The organism is Variovorax sp. N23 (assembly GCF_025486315.1).
In the GTDB taxonomy this organism is placed as follows: domain Bacteria; phylum Pseudomonadota; class Gammaproteobacteria; order Burkholderiales; family Burkholderiaceae_C; genus Variovorax.
The window spans coordinates 48,996-67,534 of sequence record NZ_JAOOPY010000002.1 but is presented as its reverse complement, the minus strand read 5'-3'; the positions used below and the strand labels follow the sequence as shown (position 1 = coordinate 67,534).

The 18,539-nt window shown below is 69.4% G+C and carries 19 protein-coding genes and 1 tRNA gene; 11 read left to right on the top strand and 9 right to left on the bottom strand.

All coding sequences use genetic code 11. From position 1 onward, the window contains the following. Nucleotides 1–13: 13 nt before the first annotated feature. From N8A90_RS03230 to N8A90_RS03220, 3 genes are all read left to right on the top strand, one after another. Nucleotides 14–1,057, top strand: a complete 1,044-nt coding sequence (locus N8A90_RS03230) for a type IV pilus twitching motility protein PilT (RefSeq protein WP_262073217.1) — start codon at nucleotides 14–16, stop codon at nucleotides 1,055–1,057. 164 nt (nucleotides 1,058–1,221) lie between these two features. Beyond that, entirely contained in the window at nucleotides 1,222–2,358 is a 1,137-nt protein-coding gene (locus tag N8A90_RS03225; RefSeq protein ID WP_262073216.1) for a PilT/PilU family type 4a pilus ATPase, read from the top strand. A gap of 21 nt (nucleotides 2,359–2,379) precedes the next feature. Beyond that, nucleotides 2,380–3,057, top strand: a complete 678-nt coding sequence (locus N8A90_RS03220) for a cyclic nucleotide-binding domain-containing protein (RefSeq protein ID WP_262073215.1) — start codon at nucleotides 2,380–2,382, stop codon at nucleotides 3,055–3,057. On the opposite strand, the gene N8A90_RS03215 is transcribed toward N8A90_RS03220, so the two are convergent. Genes N8A90_RS03215 through N8A90_RS03205 form a run of 3 tightly spaced genes read right to left on the bottom strand, consistent with a single transcriptional unit; the run spans nucleotide 3,054 to nucleotide 5,093 of the window. After that, nucleotides 3,054–3,572 carry a TPM domain-containing protein gene (locus N8A90_RS03215; protein WP_262073214.1) on the bottom strand — a complete coding sequence of 173 codons (519 nt, stop codon included), beginning with the start codon at nucleotides 3,570–3,572 and terminating at the stop codon, nucleotides 3,054–3,056. The two genes, N8A90_RS03220 and N8A90_RS03215, sit on opposite strands and share 4 nt — an antisense overlap. A gap of 2 nt (nucleotides 3,573–3,574) precedes the next feature. After that, nucleotides 3,575–4,480, bottom strand: a complete 906-nt coding sequence (locus N8A90_RS03210) for a TPM domain-containing protein (RefSeq protein WP_262073213.1) — start codon at nucleotides 4,478–4,480, stop codon at nucleotides 3,575–3,577. Nucleotides 4,481–4,490: 10 nt separating this feature from the next. Next, the gene (locus N8A90_RS03205; RefSeq protein ID WP_262073212.1) at nucleotides 4,491–5,093 is read right to left on the bottom strand and encodes a LemA family protein; all 603 of its coding nucleotides are present in this window, start codon (nucleotides 5,091–5,093) and stop codon (nucleotides 4,491–4,493) included. A 128-nt stretch (nucleotides 5,094–5,221) separates the two neighbouring features. Here N8A90_RS03205 and N8A90_RS03200 point away from each other — a divergent pair, with 128 nt between their 5' ends. From N8A90_RS03200 to N8A90_RS03190, 3 genes are read left to right on the top strand one after another with little or no spacing between them, the layout of a single operon-like run. Next, on the top strand, nucleotides 5,222–5,674 hold the full coding sequence (locus tag N8A90_RS03200) for a YybH family protein (RefSeq protein WP_262073211.1): 453 nt from the start codon (nucleotides 5,222–5,224) through the stop codon (nucleotides 5,672–5,674). Nucleotides 5,675–5,684: 10 nt separating this feature from the next. Next, on the top strand, nucleotides 5,685–6,650 hold the full coding sequence (locus N8A90_RS03195; RefSeq protein ID WP_262073210.1) for a YheT family hydrolase: 966 nt from the start codon (nucleotides 5,685–5,687) through the stop codon (nucleotides 6,648–6,650). 21 nt (nucleotides 6,651–6,671) lie between these two features. Further along, a complete protein-coding gene (locus tag N8A90_RS03190; RefSeq protein WP_262073209.1) occupies nucleotides 6,672–7,205 on the top strand; it encodes a DUF2946 family protein in 534 nt (177 codons plus the stop codon). A gap of 67 nt (nucleotides 7,206–7,272) precedes the next feature. Here N8A90_RS03190 and N8A90_RS03185 read toward each other — a convergent pair whose 3' ends face one another. The 4 genes from N8A90_RS03185 to N8A90_RS03170 all read right to left on the bottom strand — a co-directional run bounded on the left by N8A90_RS03185 (nucleotide 7,273) and on the right by N8A90_RS03170 (nucleotide 13,860). Beyond that, on the bottom strand, nucleotides 7,273–7,881 hold the full coding sequence (locus N8A90_RS03185) for a c-type cytochrome (RefSeq protein ID WP_262073208.1): 609 nt from the start codon (nucleotides 7,879–7,881) through the stop codon (nucleotides 7,273–7,275). 107 nt (nucleotides 7,882–7,988) lie between these two features. Continuing rightward, nucleotides 7,989–9,410 carry an efflux transporter outer membrane subunit gene (locus tag N8A90_RS03180; RefSeq protein WP_262073207.1) on the bottom strand — a complete coding sequence of 474 codons (1,422 nt, stop codon included), beginning with the start codon at nucleotides 9,408–9,410 and terminating at the stop codon, nucleotides 7,989–7,991. Beyond that, on the bottom strand, nucleotides 9,403–12,561 hold the full coding sequence (locus tag N8A90_RS03175; RefSeq protein WP_262073206.1) for an efflux RND transporter permease subunit: 3,159 nt from the start codon (nucleotides 12,559–12,561) through the stop codon (nucleotides 9,403–9,405). The genes N8A90_RS03180 and N8A90_RS03175 overlap by 8 nt, the downstream gene beginning before the upstream one ends. Before the next feature lie 15 nt (nucleotides 12,562–12,576). Further along, nucleotides 12,577–13,860 carry an efflux RND transporter periplasmic adaptor subunit gene (locus N8A90_RS03170; RefSeq protein ID WP_262073205.1) on the bottom strand — a complete coding sequence of 428 codons (1,284 nt, stop codon included), beginning with the start codon at nucleotides 13,858–13,860 and terminating at the stop codon, nucleotides 12,577–12,579. A gap of 158 nt (nucleotides 13,861–14,018) precedes the next feature. Between N8A90_RS03170 and N8A90_RS03165 the strand changes: the two genes are divergently transcribed. Beyond that, the gene (locus N8A90_RS03165; protein WP_262073204.1) at nucleotides 14,019–14,684 is read left to right on the top strand and encodes a TetR family transcriptional regulator; all 666 of its coding nucleotides are present in this window, start codon (nucleotides 14,019–14,021) and stop codon (nucleotides 14,682–14,684) included. A 42-nt stretch (nucleotides 14,685–14,726) separates the two neighbouring features. Next, nucleotides 14,727–14,801, top strand: a tRNA-Arg gene (locus N8A90_RS03160). Between the two features lie 71 nt (nucleotides 14,802–14,872). Here the strand turns inward: N8A90_RS03160 and rsmI are convergent. Beyond that, nucleotides 14,873–15,805 (bottom strand): 16S rRNA (cytidine(1402)-2'-O)-methyltransferase, encoded by a 933-nt coding sequence (rsmI, locus tag N8A90_RS03155; RefSeq protein ID WP_262073203.1) that lies wholly within the window; start codon nucleotides 15,803–15,805, stop codon nucleotides 14,873–14,875. Here rsmI and N8A90_RS03150 point away from each other — a divergent pair. From N8A90_RS03150 to N8A90_RS03140, 3 genes are all read left to right on the top strand, one after another. Beyond that, nucleotides 15,805–16,209 (top strand): YraN family protein, encoded by a 405-nt coding sequence (locus N8A90_RS03150; RefSeq protein ID WP_262073202.1) that lies wholly within the window; start codon nucleotides 15,805–15,807, stop codon nucleotides 16,207–16,209. The two genes, rsmI and N8A90_RS03150, sit on opposite strands and share 1 nt — an antisense overlap. 62 nt (nucleotides 16,210–16,271) lie before the next feature. Beyond that, nucleotides 16,272–16,871, top strand: a complete 600-nt coding sequence (locus tag N8A90_RS03145; RefSeq protein ID WP_262073201.1) for an SIS domain-containing protein — start codon at nucleotides 16,272–16,274, stop codon at nucleotides 16,869–16,871. Beyond that, entirely contained in the window at nucleotides 16,868–17,599 is a 732-nt protein-coding gene (locus tag N8A90_RS03140; protein ID WP_262073200.1) for a BON domain-containing protein, read from the top strand. The genes N8A90_RS03145 and N8A90_RS03140 overlap by 4 nt, the downstream gene beginning before the upstream one ends. Before the next feature lie 28 nt (nucleotides 17,600–17,627). On the opposite strand, the gene N8A90_RS03135 is transcribed toward N8A90_RS03140, so the two are convergent. After that, the gene (locus N8A90_RS03135; protein ID WP_262073199.1) at nucleotides 17,628–18,530 is read right to left on the bottom strand and encodes an NAD(P)-dependent oxidoreductase; all 903 of its coding nucleotides are present in this window, start codon (nucleotides 18,528–18,530) and stop codon (nucleotides 17,628–17,630) included. Nucleotides 18,531–18,539 lie beyond the last annotated feature (9 nt).

The window sequence follows — 18,539 nt, the reverse complement described above, 5'->3', positions numbered from 1 at the left end:
ACCGAGGGTCTTCGTGGACATCACCCAACTGCTGGCATTCAGCGTCAAGAACAAAGCCTCCGACCTGCACCTCTCGTCGGGGCTGCCGCCCATGATCCGGGTGCACGGCGACGTGCGGCGCATCAACGTCGACGCGCTCGACCACAAGGCGGTGCACGCCATGGTGTACGACATCATGAGCGACACGCACCGCAAGCACTACGAAGAATTCCTGGAGGTCGACTTCTCCTTCGAGATCGACGGCCTGGCGCGCTTCCGCGTGAACGCCTTCAACCAGGCGCGCGGCGCGGCGGCGGTGTTCCGGACGATTCCGTCGAAGATCCTCACGCTCGAGCAGCTCAACGCGCCCAAGATCTTCGGCGACCTGGCGCTCAAGCCGCGCGGCCTGGTGCTGGTGACCGGCCCCACGGGCTCGGGCAAGTCGACCACGCTGGCGGCGATGGTGAACTACCTCAACGAGACCGAGTACGGCCACATCCTCACGGTGGAAGACCCGATCGAGTTCGTGCACGAGTCCAAGAAGTGCCTGATCAACCAGCGCGAGGTCGGCCCGATGACGCTGAGCTTCGCCAACGCGCTGCGCTCGGCCCTGCGCGAAGACCCGGACGCGATCCTGGTGGGCGAAATGCGCGACCTGGAAACCATCCGGCTGGCGATGACCGCCGCCGAGACCGGCCACCTGGTGTTCGGCACGCTGCACACCTCGTCGGCCGCCAAGACCATCGACCGGATCATCGACGTGTTCCCCGGCGAGGAAAAGGAGATGATCCGCGCGATGTTGTCGGAGTCGCTGCAGGCCGTGATTTCGCAGACACTGTGCAAGACCAAGGACGGCCAGGGCCGCGTGGCGGCGCACGAGATCATGCTGGGCACCTCGGCCATCCGCAACCTGATCCGCGAGGGCAAGGTGGCGCAGATGTATTCGTCGATCCAGACCGGCAGCGGCCAGGGCATGCAGACGCTGGACCAGAACCTGACCGACCTGGTGCGCCGCGGCGTGATCAGTGCCGCAGAAGCGCGCGGCAAGGCCAAGATCCCCGAAAACTTCCCAGGCTAGCTATGCTCGCCCCCAGGCTGCGCGCACTGCGTGTCGCTTCGCCCTCCCCCTACCGGGGGCAACGCCAGCGGCCGGGCGAAGCCCGTTCCGCGGCGTTCCTGGCATAAAACCTTCCGCGTCCTTGGCAGGCGCCAACCCTTTCAGCTCAGACAGGCAGGTACTTCATGGAACGCGATCAGGCCAGTCAGTTCATCAACGATCTGCTCAAGCTCATGGTGAGCCGCAACGGCAGTGACCTGTTCATCACTGCCGACTTCCCGCCGGCGATCAAGGTCGACGGCAAGATCACCAAGGTGTCGGGGCAGTCGCTGGGCATGCAGCACACGGTGGCGCTGACGCGGTCGATCATGAACGACCGGCAGGTGGCGGAATTCGAGCGCACGAAGGAATGCAACTTCGCGATCTCGCCCACCGGCATCGGCCGCTTCCGCGTCAACGCCTTCGTGCAGCAGGGCAAGATCGGCATGGTGCTGCGGACCATCCCCGCCGTGCTGCCGACCATCGACGGGCTGGGCATGCCGCAGGTGCTCAAGGACGTGTCGATGACCAAGCGCGGCCTGACGATCCTGGTGGGCGCCACCGGCTCGGGCAAGTCGACCACGCTGGCGGCGATGGTCGACTGGCGCAACGAGAACTCCTTCGGCCACATCGTGACGGTCGAAGACCCGATCGAGTTCGTGCATCCGCACAAGAACTGCGTGGTGACGCAGCGCGAAGTGGGCATCGACACCGACAGCTGGGAGGCCGCGCTGAAGAACACGCTGCGCCAGGCGCCCGACGTGATCCTGATGGGCGAGATCCGCGACCGCGAGACGATGGAGCACGCGGTGGCCTTCGCCGAGACCGGCCACCTGTGCATGGCCACGCTGCATGCCAACAGCGCCAACCAGGCGCTCGACCGCATCATCAACTTCTTCCCGGAAGAGCGTCGCACGCAGCTGCTGATGGACCTGTCGCTCAACCTGCGCGCGCTGGTCTCGCAACGGCTGATTCCCACGCAGGACGGGCTGGGCCGCATTGCCGCGGTCGAGGTGCTGCTGAACACGCCGCTGATCTCCGACATGATCTTCAAGGGCGAGGTCGGCGAGATCAAGGAGATCATGAAGAAGAGCCGCAACCTCGGCATGCAGACCTTCGACCAGGCGCTGTTCGACCTGTTCGAGAGCAACGCGATCAGCTTCGAGGATGCGATCCGCAACGCCGACTCGGCCAACGACCTGCGCCTGCAGATCAAGCTGAACAGCCAGCGCGCCCGCTCGACCGACCTGTCGGCCGGCACCGAGCACTTCGCCATCGTCTGAGCGCCGCGTGGGTATCGGCCGATGAGCGACCTGCGCCCCCCCGCCGCCAGCCTGCGCGACCAGGCAGTGCTGATGCTGATGCGCGCCTCGCCGGTCGCCGAACTCGACTTCCATGACGCGGGCCTGGTGATCGACGCCATGCAGCCCGCCTTCGTCGCGGCCGGCACCGTCTTCATCGAGGAAGGCCAGACCGACGGCAACGAATTCATGGCGCTGCTGATCGAAGGCCAGGTACGCGCCGAGAATGCCACCGGCGCAGCCGGCGAGAACATGGTGATCTCGCTCATCGGCGCGGGCAGCCTGATCGGCGAGATGGGGCTGATCGACGGGGCGCCGCGTTCGGCCACCTGCACGGCGCTCTCCGACCTGAAGCTGGCCATCCTCTCGCGCGAGGCGCTGCGCGGGCTGGTCGAGACGCAGCCGGCCATCGCGGCGCGCCTGCTGCTGGCCGTCGCCAGTCTGCTGGGCGGACGGGTGCGCGAGAACAACCGCCGGCTGCGCACGCTGTCGCAGGTGGCCAAGGCCATGCAGCGAGAGCTCGATGCCACGCATGCCGTCAACCGCCGGCTCCTGAGCGAGCACGACAGCGCGCCGACCAGCGTCAACGCCGCGCTGATGCCGTCCGGCATGCCCGCGCTGGACTCGGGCTTCGACACCGACCTGGCGCCCTCGAACTTCGGGCCGCTCGGCGGCCGCTAGATCACGACGGGCGCGTCCGGCAGTTCGTTGACGTCGGGCTCGCCCTCGGCGCGCGGGAAATGCGCCATCTGCAGGGCCGACACCTCTTCCAGGGCCTGCGTCAGCCCGTCCTCGAAGCGGCCCTCGCGGAAGGCCCCGCCCATGCGCTGCGCCATCGCACGCCAGGCCTGGGTGTCGACGTGGCGGTCGATGCCGCGGTCGGCCACGATCTCGATCGCGTGCTCGGCCAGCAGCAGGTAGATCAGCACGCCGTTGTTCTGCTCGGTGTCCCAGACGCGCAGCTTGCCGAACAGCATGATCGCCCGTTCGCGCGCCGGCGCACCGCGCCACAGGTAACTCACGGGCAGGCCGGCCTCGATGCACAGGCGGATCTCGCCGGTGTGGCGACGTTCGCTGGCGGCCACGCGGGCCTGCAGTCGGGCGAGCACCTCCGGTGGCAGCACGCGCCGCACGGCGGCCTCGTCGGCCGAGCGGTGGCGCCAGAGCCGCCCCAGTTTGGCAAGAAGTGACGCCATGGCTACCAGTCCCCCGAGGCGCCACCGCCTCCAAAATCGCCGCCGCCGCCGGAGCTGAAGCCGCCGCCCGAGGACGAACCGCCGCTCCATCCGCCCCCGCCGCCGCCCGTGCTCCAGCCGCCGCCCCGGCGGCCCCCGCTGATCAACGGACCGACGCCCGACATCAGCGTGACGACCAGCGCAGCGATGCCGGCAGCGACGGCCACCAGCGCCGTCGCGGTGATCGCCATGGCGACCCCGCCGACGCCCAGCCCCATCACGAAGGGCGCCAGCCTGGCGCCGAAGATGCGGCGTGCGATCGGCGCACCGACAACGACCGCGAAGAACAGGAAGATCGCGAGGCTTTCCCAGTCGAAGCCGAAGCCGCCGGAACGCGCGTCGCCGCGGCGCTCGACCTCGGGCAGCGCCTCGCCCGAGATTCGGGCGATGAGTTGGTCGGCCGCGGCATCCAGCCCGCCGGCGAAGTCGTTGTCGCGAAAGCGCGGCTTCATCGCGTCGTCGATGATCTGCGCCGCAGCGATGTCGGGCAGCGCGCCCTCGAGCGTCTTGGCGACCTCGATGCGCATCTTGCGGTCGTCCTTGGCGACGATCAGCAGCACGCCGTCGCCGACCTCGCGGCGGCCGATCTTCCACTCGTTCGCCACGCGGTTGGCGTAGCTCGCGATGTCCTCGGGCTGCGTGGTGGGCACCATCAGCACCACGATCTGGCTGCCCTTGCGCTGCTCGAAGGCGGCCAGCTTGGCCTCGAGCGCCTGGCGCTGCGACGCATCGAGCGTGCCGGTCTGGTCGATCACCCGCGCGCTGAGCGCCGGCACGGGCAGCAGCGCCTGGGCGTGCGCGCCGCCGAACAGGCCCAGCGCCAGCGCGAACAGGCCAGCAAGATGCCGCAGCAGCCGTGCCGCGTTCATGGGGCGCAGCTCACTTCTTCGGCGCGCCGAAATCGACCGTCGGCGGCGTGGAGATCTGCGCCTCGTTCTGCACGCTGAAGTTCGGCTTGGGGTCGTAGCTGAAGATCTTCGCCGTGATGTTGGTCGGGAAGCTGCGCGCGAGCACGTTGTATTCCTGCACCGTCTGGATGTAGCGGTTGCGCGCCACGGTGATGCGGTTCTCGGTGCCCTCGAGCGTCACGCGCAGGTCGCGGAAGGCCTGGTTGGCCTTGAGGTTCGGGTACTGCTCCGACACCACCAGCAGGCGGGACAGCGCCGACGACAGTTCGCCCTGCGCCTGCTGGAACTTGGCGAAGGCGGCAGGGTCGTTGAGCGTCTCGGGCGTCACCTGCACCGACGTGGCCTTGGCGCGCGCCTCGATCACGCGGGTCAGCGTCTCCTGCTCGAAGTTGGCTTCGCCCTTGACGGTGGCGACGATGTTCGGCACCAGGTCGGCGCGGCGCTGGTACTGGTTGAGCACCTCGCTCCAGGCCGATTTGCTGGCCTCGTCGAGCGACTGGAACTGGTTGTAGCCGCAGCCGGAGAGCAGGCCGAGCGACAGCGCGGCGAAGAGGGTCAGAAGCCAGCGTTTCATGGTGTGTGTTCCCTTGATCGTTCGATGTCCACCTGCACGACGATGCGTCAGGCAGCGGGTGGGCGGCAAGCATAGCCCAGCGGACATGCAGTGCAGGCAAAATCCCAGCTCCTCCTACATCTCCACCCATGTCCACCAAGACCAAGCTCCGCGCCGCGGCTGTCGGCGGCACCGCCGACGATGTCGAGACGGCGTTCTACGAGGCGCTGCAACGCGGCGACATCGAAGCCCTCATGGCCTGTTGGGCCGACGACGACGAGGTGTTCTGCGTGCACCCCGGCGGCCCGCGCCTGGTGGGCACGGGCGCCATCCGCGCGGCCTTCGAGCAGATGTTCGCCAACGGCGTCATCCACGCCCGGCCGGCCCGGGTGCGCAAGGTCGAGTCGCTGGCCAGCGCCGTCCACAACGTGCTCGAGCGCGTCGAGGTGCTGACCGCCGAGGGCCCGCACCACGCCTTCGTGCTGGCGACCAACGTCTATCACAAGACCGCCCAGGGCTGGCGCCTGGTGGCGCACCATGCCAGCCCCGGCAGCGCGCACGAGCCCGACGACGACAACGACGCGCGTCAAACCCTGCACTGACGCTGCACCGATGCGCTACGTCGCCCCGCGCTGGCTGCCCGGCGGCAACCTGCAGACGATCTGGCCGGCGCTCTATGCGCGCCGCACCGACGGGCCACCGCCCGCCTACCGGCGCGAGCGCTGGGCCACGCCCGACGGCGACTTCGTCGACGTCGATTTCATGGATGCCGCCACGCCGTCTGCCCCGCTGCTGGTGCTCTTCCACGGCCTCGAAGGCTCCTCGCGCAGCCACTACGCCGAGGCCTTCGCCGCCTTCGCCGCCACGCGCGGCTGGGGCTTCGCGGTGCCGCATTTCCGCGGCTGCAGCGGCGAGATCAACCGGGCCCCGCGGGCCTACCACTCGGGCGACTTCGAAGAGGTCGACTGGATGCTCGCGCGCTTCGCCGCGCAGCACACCGGCCCGATGCTGGCGGCGGGTGTCTCGCTGGGCGGCAATGCGCTGCTGCGCTGGGCCGAGGAGGCCGGCGCCGAGGCCGCGCGCCGGGTGCGCGCGGTGGCGTCGATCTCCGCGCCGCTCGACCTCGCAGCCGGCGGCGCGGCCATCGGGCGCGGCTTCAACCGGCTGGTCTACACCCGCATGTTCCTGGCGACCATGAAGCCGAAGGCGCTGGCCAAGCTGGCGCAGCACCCTGGCCTGTTCGACCGCGACGCGCTGCTGGCGGCACGCGACCTGTACGCCTTCGACAACGTGTTCACCGCACCGCTGCACGGCTTCAGGGATGTGGACGACTACTGGTCACGCGGATCGTCCAAGCCGCACCTGGCCGACATCCGCGTGCCGACGCTGGTGGTGAACGCGCTGAACGATCCCTTCGTGCCCGCCGCCAGCCTGCCGCGCCAGGCCGAGGTCGGCGCGCACGTCACCCTGTGGCAGCCGGCGCACGGCGGGCACGTCGGCTTTCCGCTGGGCCTGCCGCCCGGCCATGTGCGCGGCCTGCCGGCGCACGTGGGCGATTGGCTGACGCAACACGTGTAGCCCCGCGCGCAGAATCGCCCCATGGACGACATCGTCAAACAAGCGCTGGCCAAGTGGCCGAACGTGCCGCACTGCCACGGCTGGCTCGGCCTCGACGCGCGCGGCAACTGGTACATGCGGGACGACCGCACGCAGGCGGCGGGCCCCTTCCCCGCGTCGAAAGGCTCGCTGCTGCGCCACGACAAGCTGATCGACTTCATCCAGCGCAACTACGAACACGACGAAGCCGGGCAGTGGTTCTTCCAGAACGGCCCGCAACGCGTGTATGTCGAACTCGAAGCCGCGCCCTGGGTCTGGCGCGTGGCGGAGGACTTCTCGGTGGCCTCGCACGCCGGCACGCCAACGAGCATCGACGCCTGTCTGCTAGACGAGGCCGGCCGCCTGTACCTGGCGACGCCGCGGGGGCTCGGCCTGGTGCACACGCAGGACGTGGGCCTGGCCGCCGACGCTATCGAGCAGGGCCGCTGGCCCCAACCGGAAGCGGTGCAGGCCCTCGACCTGCCACTTCGCTTCGGCCATGTGCTGAGCCCGGCCGCGCGCACGACCACAGCCTGATCGCACGGCGCCGGACATGAAAAAGCCGGCATGCAGCCGGCTTCGGAACGGGGCGACAGGCCGCCGCTTACTTGCTGGCGGCCGGGGCGGCTGCCGATGCTGCGCCGTCGGCCGGCGCGGCATCGGCGGCGGGGCGGTCGGGCACCGGGAAGGTGGCACCGCCGGCGTTGGCCATATAGACCACGGCACGGCCGATTTCGATGTCGTCGAAGTCGCCGCCCCCTTGCGGCGGCATCGCGTTCCTGCCCTTGAGGGCATGGTCGAGCAGCGTGGCGTAGCCCTGCCCGATGCGGGGGCCCCAGGCGGCCGCGTCGTTGAAGTGCGGTGCGCCCGGGATGCCCGGGGCGCCGTGGCAGGCCACGCACTGCACCTTGAAGACCGCCTCGCCCGTCGCCAGCGGGCGGTTGGCGTCGCGGATCTCGATCGAACCGATCTTCTTCAGGCGCTCGGCCAGTTCGCGGTCGCGCGCGTCCTGCGACACGCCGTAGAGCGCCATGCTGTCGCCCTCGGCCGTGCCCGAGGGCCGGGCGCCCGACACCACGAAGGACACGAGGCCCACGATGATGGCGATGGGTGCGATGAACGAGAAAAAGACCGCCAGCAGGAGCTGCTTGGGGTTCTTGATCGGGCCGGTGTGGGCTTCTTCTGTGGCCTGGTAGTGCGGGTCTGCGCTCATGGCGTCCTCAATATCGGGGGCTTCTCGGGGCTTCGAACCAACCCGCGATTATAGGGAGCAGCCCCGGCGCCAAGGCCGGGGCTTTCCGCCATGCAGTCCCGGCGGCGTCAGCGGCTGGTCCAGCCGCCGCCCAGCGCCTTGTAGAACAGCACCTGGTTCTGCAGCTGCAGCAGGCGCGTCTGCACCGCGGCCTGTTGCGCGGCGAACAGCGAACGCTGTGAATCGAGCAGGTCGAGCGCGCTGGCAATGCCATTGCGGTAGCGCAGGTCCGACAGCTTGAAGCGCACGCCCTCGGCGTCGGCCTGCGCGCGCAGCGCCCGCACCTGCTCGCCCAGCGTGGCGCGCCCGGCGAGCGCGTCGGCGACTTCGCTGAACGCGGTCTGGATCGACTTCTCGTACTGCGCGACGGCGATCTGCTGGCCGGCGCGCGCCGAATCGAGCGTGGCCTGGTTCGCCCCCGCATTGAAGATCGGCAAGGTGATCGACGGCGCAAAGGACCAGGCCTTGGTGCCCTTGTCGAACAGGTTGGAGAACTCGCTGCTGGCCGTGCCGACGCTGGTGGTGAGCGACACCCGCGGGAAGAAATTGGCGCGGGCCGCGCCGATGCTGGCGTTGGCGGCGATCAGCTGCTGCTCGGCCGCGCGGACGTCCGGGCGTTCGGCCAGCAGGTCCGACGGCAGGCCGGCGGGCAGGTCGCGCATCGGCGCCGCGGTGTCCAGGCGCAGCGCGCCGCCCGACAGCGCAGCGGCGGGCACGGGCGCGCCGAGCAGCAGCGCCAGCGCGTTCTCGTCCTGCGCGCGCAGCCGCTGCTGCTGTGCGTAGGTGGCGCGCGCCGTCTCGGCCTGCGAGTTGGCGAGCTGGTAGTCGATCTCCGACACCACGCCGTTGTCGAAGCGCAGCTTGGTCAGCCGCACCGACTCTTCGCGCGTGTCGAGCGTCTGGCGGGTGAGTTCGAGCAGTTCGTCGTCGGCGATGAGCGTGAGCCAGCCATTGGCGACCGCGGCGATCAGGCTGATCTGCGCCGCCTTGCGCGACTCCTCGGTGGCCAGGTACTGGGCCAGCGCCTGTTCCTTCAGGCTCGCGATGCGGCCGAAGAAGTCGAGTTCCCAGGCCGTGATGCCCAGGTTGACCGCGTAGTTCGAGCTCACGCTGCCGCCCACGCCGAAGGCCTGCAGCGCGTTCGGGCTGGAGCGCGAACCGCTGGCCGACACGCCGACCGCCGGAAACAGCGCCGAACGCTGGATCTGGAACTGCGCGCGCGCCTGCTCGATGTTGAGCACGGACACACGCAGGTCGCGGTTGTTGGCGAGCGCCGTGGTGATGAGGCCCTGCAGGCGCGGGTCGGTGAAGTAGTCCTGCCACGGCACCGTCGCCGCGGCCGGACCGGCCGGCTGCGCGGGGTCGTTCGGGAAGGTCGTCGGCACCGGAGCGGCGGGCCGCTCGTAGGTCGGGATGAGCGAACAGCCGGCCAGCAAGGCAGCGGCAGCCACCACGCTCAGGGTGCCGCGAAAGTTGGATCGCTTAGTCATGGGTAGGCTCGATTCCTGCGGCCGCGGCATGCCGCCGGTCCGCCTCTAGCTGACGCTTGCTGCCCTTGAACAAGGTGCGCACGACAACGAAAAACACGGGCACGAAGAACACGGCGAGAACCGTGCCGGTCACCATGCCGCCCAGCACGCCGGTGCCGATGGCACGCTGGCTCGCCGAGCCGGCACCGGACGCGGTCACGAGCGGCACCACGCCCAGGCCGAAGGCCAGCGAGGTCATGACGATCGGCCGGAAGCGCAGGTGTGCCGCTTCGAGCGCGGCCTGCACCAGGCCCTTGCCCTGGGCCTGCAGGTCCTTCGCGAACTCGATGATCAGGATCGCGTTCTTCGCCGACAGGCCGATGATGGTGATCAGGCCCACCTGGAAATACACGTCGTTCGAGTACGAACGCAGCATCGTCGCCAGCAGCACCCCGAGCACGCCCAGCGGCACGACCAGGATCACCGACAGCGGGATCGACCAGCTTTCGTACAGCGCCGCCAGGCACAGGAACACCGCCAGGATGGCGAAGCCGTAGAGGATCATGGCCTGGGAACCCGCGAGCTTTTCCTCCCGCGACTGGCCGGTCCACTCGAAGCCGAAGCCCGCCGGCAGTTGCGCCGCCAGCTTCTCCATTTCGGCCATGGCGTCGCCCGAGCTCGAGCCCGGTGCCGCGGAGCCGCTGATGCGTACCGCCGGATAGCCGTTGTAGCGCACCGTCTGCTGCGCACCGGTGACCCAGCGCGTCGAGGCGAAGGTCGACAGCGGCACCGGCTGTCCCTTCGTGTTGCTCGCGTTGAGCTTGAGCAGGTCGTCGGGCTGCATCCGCGCTGGCGCATCGGCCTGCACCACCACGCGTTGCAGACGACCCTGGTTCGGGAAGTCGTTGATGTAGCGCGAGCCGAGGGCCGTCGACAAGGTCGTGTTGATGGCGTCGAAGGTCACGCCCAGCGCGTTCGCCTTGTCGCGGTCGATGTCGATCTGCAGCTGCGGCGCGTCTTCCAGGCCATCCGGCCGGACCTGCGTGAGCAGCTTGCTCTTGCTCGCCATGCCCAGCAGCTGGTTGCGCGCGTTGATGAGCGCCTCGTGCCCGGCGCCGCTGCGGTCCTGCAGCCGGAAGGTGAAGCCGCTGGCGTTGCCCAGTTCAGGGATCGGCGGCGGGCTCAGCGGATAGATGAACGCGTCGCGAATGCCCGACAGCGCACCGAAGGCGCGGCCCGCCAGGCCGTCGGCCGACTGGCCGGCGCCCTTGCGTTCGTCCCAGTCCTTGAGCGTCACGAAAGCCAGGCCGGCATTCTGGCCCTGGCCGGAGAAGCTGAAGCCCAACACGCCCACCATGCTCTGCACCTCGGGCTGCTTGAGCATGAAGCCTTCGACCTGCTGCATCACCGACAGCGTGCGTTCCTGCGTGGCACCTGGCGGCAGCTGCACGTTCACGATGATGTTGCCCTGGTCTTCCTGCGGCAGGAAGGAGGTCGGCAGGCCGCGGAACAGCACCACCACCGCACCGATGATCGCGACGTAGATGAGCAGGTAACGCGCCGCGCGCTTGAGCAGCCGGGCGACCACGCTCTCGTAGCCCTTGGCCGTGCGCGAGAAGCTGCGGTTGAACCAGCCGAAGAAGCCCTTCTTCTCGTGATGGCTGCCCTGATCGATCGGCTTGAGCAGCGTGGCGCACAGCGCGGGCGTGAGCGACAGGGCCATGAAGGCCGAGAAGGCGATGGACGCCACCATCACCGCCGAGAACTGGCGGTAGATATTGCCGGTCGAGCCGGCGAAGAAGGCCAGCGGCACGAACACCGAGATCAGCACCACGGTCACGCCGATGATGGCGCCCGAGATCTGCTGCATCGCTTTGCGCGTGGCCTCGAGCGGGCCGAGGCCCTCCTCCGTCATGATGCGCTCGACGTTCTCGACCACCACGATGGCGTCGTCCACCACGATGCCGATCACCAGCACCATGCCGAACATGGTGAGCACGTTGATCGAGAAGCCCAGTGCCGCCAGCACGGCGAAGGTACCCAGCAGGGCGATCGGCACCACGATGGTCGGGATGACGGTGTAGCGCCAGTTCTGCAGGAACAGGAACATCACGACGAACACCAGCGCGACGGCTTCGAACAGCGTCTTGACCACCTCGCTGATGGAGATGCTCACGAAACGCGAGCTGTCGTAGGGAATGCTCCACTTCACGCCCTTGGGGAAGAACTTGGACAGCTCTTCCATCTTGGTGCGGATCGCCTTGGCGGACTGCAGTGCGTTGCCGCTGGGCGCGAGCTGGACGCCGATACCGACGGCCGGCTGGCCGTTCAGGCGTGCCGAGGTCGAATAGGCCTGGCCGCCGAGCTCGATGCGCGCGACGTCCTTCAGGCGCACCGACGAACCGTCGGTGTTGGCGCGCAGCACGATGTTGCCGAACTGCTCGACCGTGCTGAGCTGGCCCCGCACCACCACGGTGGCGGCGATCGCCTGGCCGGTGATGTTCGGCAGGTCGCCGATCGTGCCCGACGACACCTGTGCGTTCTGCGCCGTGATGGCTGAATTGACGTCGGCGCTCGACAGGTTGAAGCCCTGCAGCTTGGCCGGGTCGATCCACACGCGCATGGCGCGCTCGGTGCCGAAGAGCTGTGCCTGGCCGATGCCGGCCACGCGCTGCAGTTCGGGCAGCACGTTGCGCGAGGCGTAGTCGCCCAGCGCAATCGGGTCGATCGAGGGATCGTCCGACGAGAGGATCGTGAACAGCAGGAAGTTGTTGCGCGACTTGTCGACGCGCACACCCTGCTGCGTGACGCTGGACGGCAGGCGCGGCGTCGCGCGCGACAGCCGGTTCTGCACGTCGACCTGCGCGAGGTCGGCATTGGTGCCGGTCTCGAAGGTCACGGTGATCGTGCCGGTGCCGTCGGCCTGCGCGACCGATTCCATGTAGATGAGGCCGGGCGAGCCGTTCATCTCGCGCTCGATCACGGACAGCACGCTGTCCTCGAGCGTCTGGGCCGACGCACCGGGGTAGGTGACGTTGATGACGATGGCCGGTGGTGCGACCGGCGGGTACTGCGAGATCGGCAGCTGCGTGATCGCCACGGCGCCCATCACGATGACGAACAGCGCGATCACCCACGCGAAGATGGGGCGATCGATGAAGAATTTAGCCATGCGGGCGGGCTCCTCTTACTGCTTGGCGGCCGAGGCCGGTGCGGCCGCCGCCGAAGCGCCGGATGCAGCCGGCGCAGCCGCGGCCGCGGCGGGCTTGGGCGGGGTCCACGGCACAGCCTTGACGGGGGTGCCGGGCGGCATCATCTGCAGCTTCTGGAAGCCGTCGACCATCACCTGCTCGCCGGCCTTGAGGCCCTCCATCACCACCCACTGGTTGTTCTTGGCCGCGCCGACCTTCACGGTGCGCTTGCTCAGCTTGCCGTCGGCGCCGACCACGGTGACCGTGTCGCCCTGCTGCGTGCGCGTCACGGCCTGCTGCGGCAGCGTGATGGCGTTGCTCACCTGGGCCTGCTCGATGCGCACGCGCACGTACAGGCCGGGCAGCAGTTCGCCCTTGGGGTTGGGCAGCTCGGCACGCAGCGTGACCTGCCCGGTGGTCGCATCGACCGTGAGGTCGGAGAACAGCAACTTGCCCGGCGTCGGGTACTCGCCGCCGCCCTCGAGCACCACGCGCACGCTGGCGGCATCGGCACCGTCGGCGCGCTTGAACTGGCCATCGGCCATCGCGCGGCGCAGCTTCAGCACGTCGTTGGCCGACTGGGTGAAGTTCACGTACAGCGGATTGATCTGCTGGATCACGGCGAGCGCGGTGGCGTCGCCCTGCCCCACCAGCGCGCCTTCGGTGACCAGCGCGCGGCCGATGCGGCCCGAGATGGGCGCGGTCACCGCGGCGTAGCCCAGGTTGATGTTGGCGGTGGTCACCGCCGCACGGGCCACGCCCACGTCGGCTTCCGCGGCCTTCTGCGACGCCACCGCGTTCGCATACTCCTGCTTGCTCACGGCGTTGGCCTCGACCAGCGGCTTGTAGCGGTCGGCCAGGGCCTTGGCCTGCACGGCATTCGCTTCGGCGCGCGCCAGGCTGGCCTGCGCGCTGCGGGCGGCCGCGGCGTAGGGTGCCGAGTCGATGCGGAACAACGGCTGGCCCGCCTTCACGTCGCTGCCTTCGCGGAACAGCCGCTCCTGCAGGATGCCCGCGGCTCGGGCGCGGACTTCTGCCACGCGCGAGGCTTCGAGCCGGCCCGGCAGTTCGGTGACCAGGCCGACGTCCGTCGGCGTGGCGACCACCACCCCCACCTCGGGCGGCGGCGGTGCCGCACCGCCCGGTGCGCCACCCGCGGCCGCAGGCTCCTTGCCCTTGCCGCACGCCGTCAGCGCGAGCACGGCCATGACCACCGTACCGGCGGCCACCAGGCGCCACGAAGACAACGAACGACGTGAAGAGACATGCGATTGCGGCATGTGATTCCTTTTGATTCAAAAAAGGGGGCAACGCCCGAAGGCTTGATCGCCGTCAAGGCCAGGCGGCCGGATGGGTCATCGGAAGCCGGCTAGTTTACATACATTCGTGCATGTATAGTTCATCGACTCGCTATCCGAGCATTCTTTCAGGAGACACATTGGCCCGCCATACGAAGGAAGAGGCTCTCGCCACACGCCACCGGCTGCTCGACGCGGCCGAGTTGCTGTTCCAGGCGCAGGGCGTTTCCCAGACCTCGCTGCAGCAGATCGCCCAGCAGGCGGGTGCGACGCGGGGCGCCATCTATTGGCACTTCAAGGACAAGGCCGACCTCTTCAACGCGATGATGGAACGCGTCACCCTGCCCCTCGAGGCCGCCGCGCAGGCCACCGGCCAGAGCGAGGCCGACCCGCTGCGCGAGGTCGAACGGGTGCTGGTGGCGGCCCTCAAGCTGATGACGACCGACCTGCAGGTGCGCCGCGTCTTCGAAGTGGCGACGCACAAGGTCGAGTACACGCGGGAGATGCAGTCGGTGCAGCAGCGCCACCTCGACGCGCGCAAGGCCTGCGTGGCCGACTTCGAGCGCGCCCTGCGCCTGGCCGCGCGCCGCCAGCACGTCCGCCTCGCGGTGCCCGCGGCCGTGGCCGCCCAAGGCCTGCACGCCCTGGTGAGCGGCCTGATCCAGAACTGGCTGCTCGACCCCGACGCCTTCGAGCTCGTACAGACCGGCCGGCGTGCCTTCAGCGTGTACGTGGCCGGCCTCGGCTTCGGCCGACTGCCCTCCGCAGCCGACGTTCAGACCGCGCCCTGCCCACTGGCCGCCTGATGGGCGATAATCAGCGGCTCGCGGTATGTGCCGCGAGCCTTTCTCGCTGTATTTCAACGGATAGAATTCGGCCCTCCGAAGGCTGAGATCCAGGTTCGATTCCTGGCGGCGGGACCACACACAAAAAGGCCGGAAGCTTGCAAGAGCTTCCGGCCTTTTTCATGGGTCGCGCGACACCGCCGAAGCGCTCAGCCGCCGTCGCGCAGGCGCAGCGCCGTGTCGTACAGCGCGTTCTTCGGCGCGCCGGTGATGTCGGCGGCCAACTTGACCGCGCTCTTGAGCGGCAGTTCGGCCAGCAGCAGGCGCAGCACGCGCTCGGCCTCGGCGCCATCGTCGGCGACCACCGCCACCGGGTGCAGCACCAGCGCGAATTCGCCGCGCGTGCGGTCGCGCCCGGCGGAGAACCAGTCGGGCAAGGCGCTGGCCGCGACGGTGGCGATCTCCTCGAACTGCTTGGTGAGTTCGCGGCCGATGGTGACGCGCCGCTCGCCCAGCACGGACAGCGCGCGGGCCAGCGCCTCGATGCGATGCGGCGCCTCCAGCAGCACGACGCTGCGCGGCTCGCGCGCGAGCGCCTGCACCGCCGCATCGCGCTCGCCGGCCTTGCTGGGCAGGAAGCCAGCGAAGACGAAGGCGCTGCGCTCGTCGCCACCCTCGGCCACCAGGCCGGCCGCGGCGATCAGCGTGATGACGCTGCTGGCGCCGGGCAGCGGCAGCACCCGGTGGCCGGCGGCACGTACCGCGGCGGCCAGCCGCGCGCCGGGGTCGCTCACGCCCGGCGTGCCAGCGTCGCTGACATAGGCGATGCGCTCGCCCTGCGCGAGGCGCGCGACCACGGCCTGCGCGGCTTCGGCTTCGTTGTGCTGGTGCACGGCGAGCAGCTGCGCGCCGGGCCGGTCGATGCCGTAGGCGCGCAGCATGCCCTGCGTGTGGCGCGTGTCCTCGCAGGCGACGACGTCGACGATCTCGAGCACGTGCAGCGCGCGCAGCGTGATGTCGGCCAGGTTGCCGATCGGCGTGGCGACGACGTAGAGCGTGCCCTGCGGATAATGCTGGGCACCCGCGGCATCGCGCGCGGCCGACAGGGCGGCGCCGAAAGAGGCGGGGGCGAGAGCATTCAATGGGACTTCTCCAGAACAACGACAAGACGACAGGGAGCACGACGACCAAGCAGCGCGGCGACGCGGCGGAAGACGCCGCGCTGGCGCATCTGCAGAAGGCCGGACTGCGCCTGGTCGCGCGCAATTATCGAACCCCCGGCCGCGGCGGCGGCGAGATCGACCTGATCGTGTGCGACCCGCGCGACGGCACGGTGGTCTTCGTGGAGGTGCGCCAGCGCACCAGCCGCAGCCACGGCGGGGCCGGCGGCAGCATCACCGGGGTGAAGCAGCGCCGCATCGTGTTCGCGGCGCGCCACTACCTGATGGCGCTGCGCACTCCGCCACCCTGCCGCTTCGACGTGGTGCTGGTCGAGCCCGAGGGCATTCAATGGCTGGTCGCCGCCTTCGATGCGGGAACTGGTTGAGTGCCCCTACGCTCCACGCATCACACCTTTTGTTTCACGACCCCCAGTTATCATCGCCGCCCATGCTCGAGCAACGGATCCAGCAGCACTTCATCGACAGCGCCGACCTCAAATACCAAGCAGGCCCGGTGCTCAGCAAACCCATCGGACAGGCCATGCAGGCGCTGCTGGCCTGCGTGACCAGCGGCGGCAAGATCCTGGCCTGCGGTGCCGGCGTGTCCGGCCTGCTGGCGGCCCAGTTCGCGGCGCAGTTCGTCGGCCGCTTCGAGCGTGACCGGCCCGAGCTGGCCGCCATCGCCCTGCCCGGCGATGCGACCGACCCGGCCGCCGACACCGCCGAGGCCAGCGATGGCGACCGCTTCGCGCGCCAGGTGCGCGCACTCGGCCAGACCGGCGACGTGCTGCTCGCGCTGAGCGCCAGCGGCCAGTCGGCCGCGGTGCTCGCGGCCGTCGAAGCCGCCCATGCGCGCGACATGACGGTGGTGGCCCTGCTGGGCGCCCACGGCGGTGCGATCGGACGCGCGTTGCGCGAGACCGATGTCCAGGTTTCCGTGCCGCACGAACGTGCGTTGCGCATCCACGAAGTCCACCTGCTCGCGCTGCACTGCCTGTGCGACGGTGTGGACGCCCAGTTACTCGGAGAACAGGAAGCATCCACATGACGACCTCATCGATCCCACGCCTCGTGCTGACCCTTACCGCCGCGGCCGCGCTGGCCACGGCACTCTCGGCCTGCGTGCCGCTGGTGGTGGGCGGTGCCGCGGTCGGCGCCGGCCTGATGGCCACCGACCGCCGCAGCTCGGGTGCACAGGTCGACGACCAGGCGATCGAACTGCGCGGCGCTTCGCGCATCCGCGAGATCGCCAACGACCAGATGTACGTGAGCGTCACCAGCTTCAACCGCCAGATGCTGCTGACCGGCACCGTGGGCAACGAGGCCGACCGCCGCCGGGTCGAGGCGGCCGTGCAGGGCATCGACAACGTGCGCTCGATCGTCAACGAGGTGCAGGTGGGCGAGGCGCGGTCGTTCCAGGTGCGCTCCAACGACACCTTCATCACCGGCAAGGTCAAGGCCTCGCTGCTCGATGCCAAAGATGTCTTCGCGACCTCGTTCAAGGTGATCACCGAGAACGGCGTGGTCTACCTGATGGGCCTGGCGACGAAGCGCGAGGTCGACCGCGCCACCGACATCACCCGCGGCGTCTCGGGCGTTCAGAAGGTGGTGCGCGTGGTCGAGGTGGTGAGCGAAGCCGAACTCGCCGGCCAGACGCGCCAGGGCGGTACCGCGGCACCCGCCGCCACGCCGGCATCGAGCGGCTCGCGTGTGCCGCTGCCGCCGATGGAACCGCTGCCGGCCTCCGGTGGCGCGACCGCCACGCCGATCCGATGAACGACAAAAGCGCCCCGCGGGGCGCTTTTTACTTGAGTCGTGTGATGAGGCTCGACGTGTCCCAGCGGGCACCGCCCGCCTGCTGCACGTCGGCATAGAACTGGTCGACCAGCGCCGTCACGGGCAGCCGCGCGCCGTTGCGCTTGGCTTCGTCCAGCACCAGGCCCAGGTCCTTGCGCATCCAGTCGACCGCAAAGCCGTAGTCGAACTTGCCGTCGATCATGGTCTTGCCGCGGTTCTCCATCTGCCAGCTCTGGGCCGCGCCCTTGCTGATGACGCCGAGCACGGCTTCCATGTCGAGGCCGGCGCGCATGCCGAAGGCGATGGCTTCCGACAGGCCCTGCACCAGGCCGGCGATGCAGATCTGGTTGACCATCTTGGCCAGCTGGCCGGCGCCGCTCTCGCCCAGCAGCGTGACGGCGCGCGAGAAGGCCATGGCAACCGGCTTGACCGCGTCGAAAGTGGCGCTGTCGCCGCCGCACATCACGGTCAGCAGACCGTTCTGCGCACCGGCCTGGCCACCGGACACGGGGGCATCGATGAACTGCAGGCCCTTGCCCTGCGCGATCTTCGACAGTTCACGCGCCACGTCGGCCGAGGCCGTCGTGTGGTCGACGAACACCGCGTGCTTCGACATGCCGGCGAAGGCGCCGTCGTCGCCCAGCACCACCGAGCGCAGGTCGTCGTCGTTGCCGACGCAGCAGAACACCATCTCCGCGCCGGCCGCCGCTTCGCGCGGCGTGGGCGCGCTCTGGCCGCCGAACTCGGCGGCCCAGGCGGCCGACTTAGCGGCGGAGCGGTTGTAGACCGTCACGCGGTGGCCCGCCTTGGCCAGGTGGCCGGCCATGGGGAAACCCATCACGCCCAGGCCGAGGAAGGCCACCTTGCGCGAGGGAACGGAGTCGTAGGTCTTGGGGTTGAGGCTGCTCATGGACGGGAG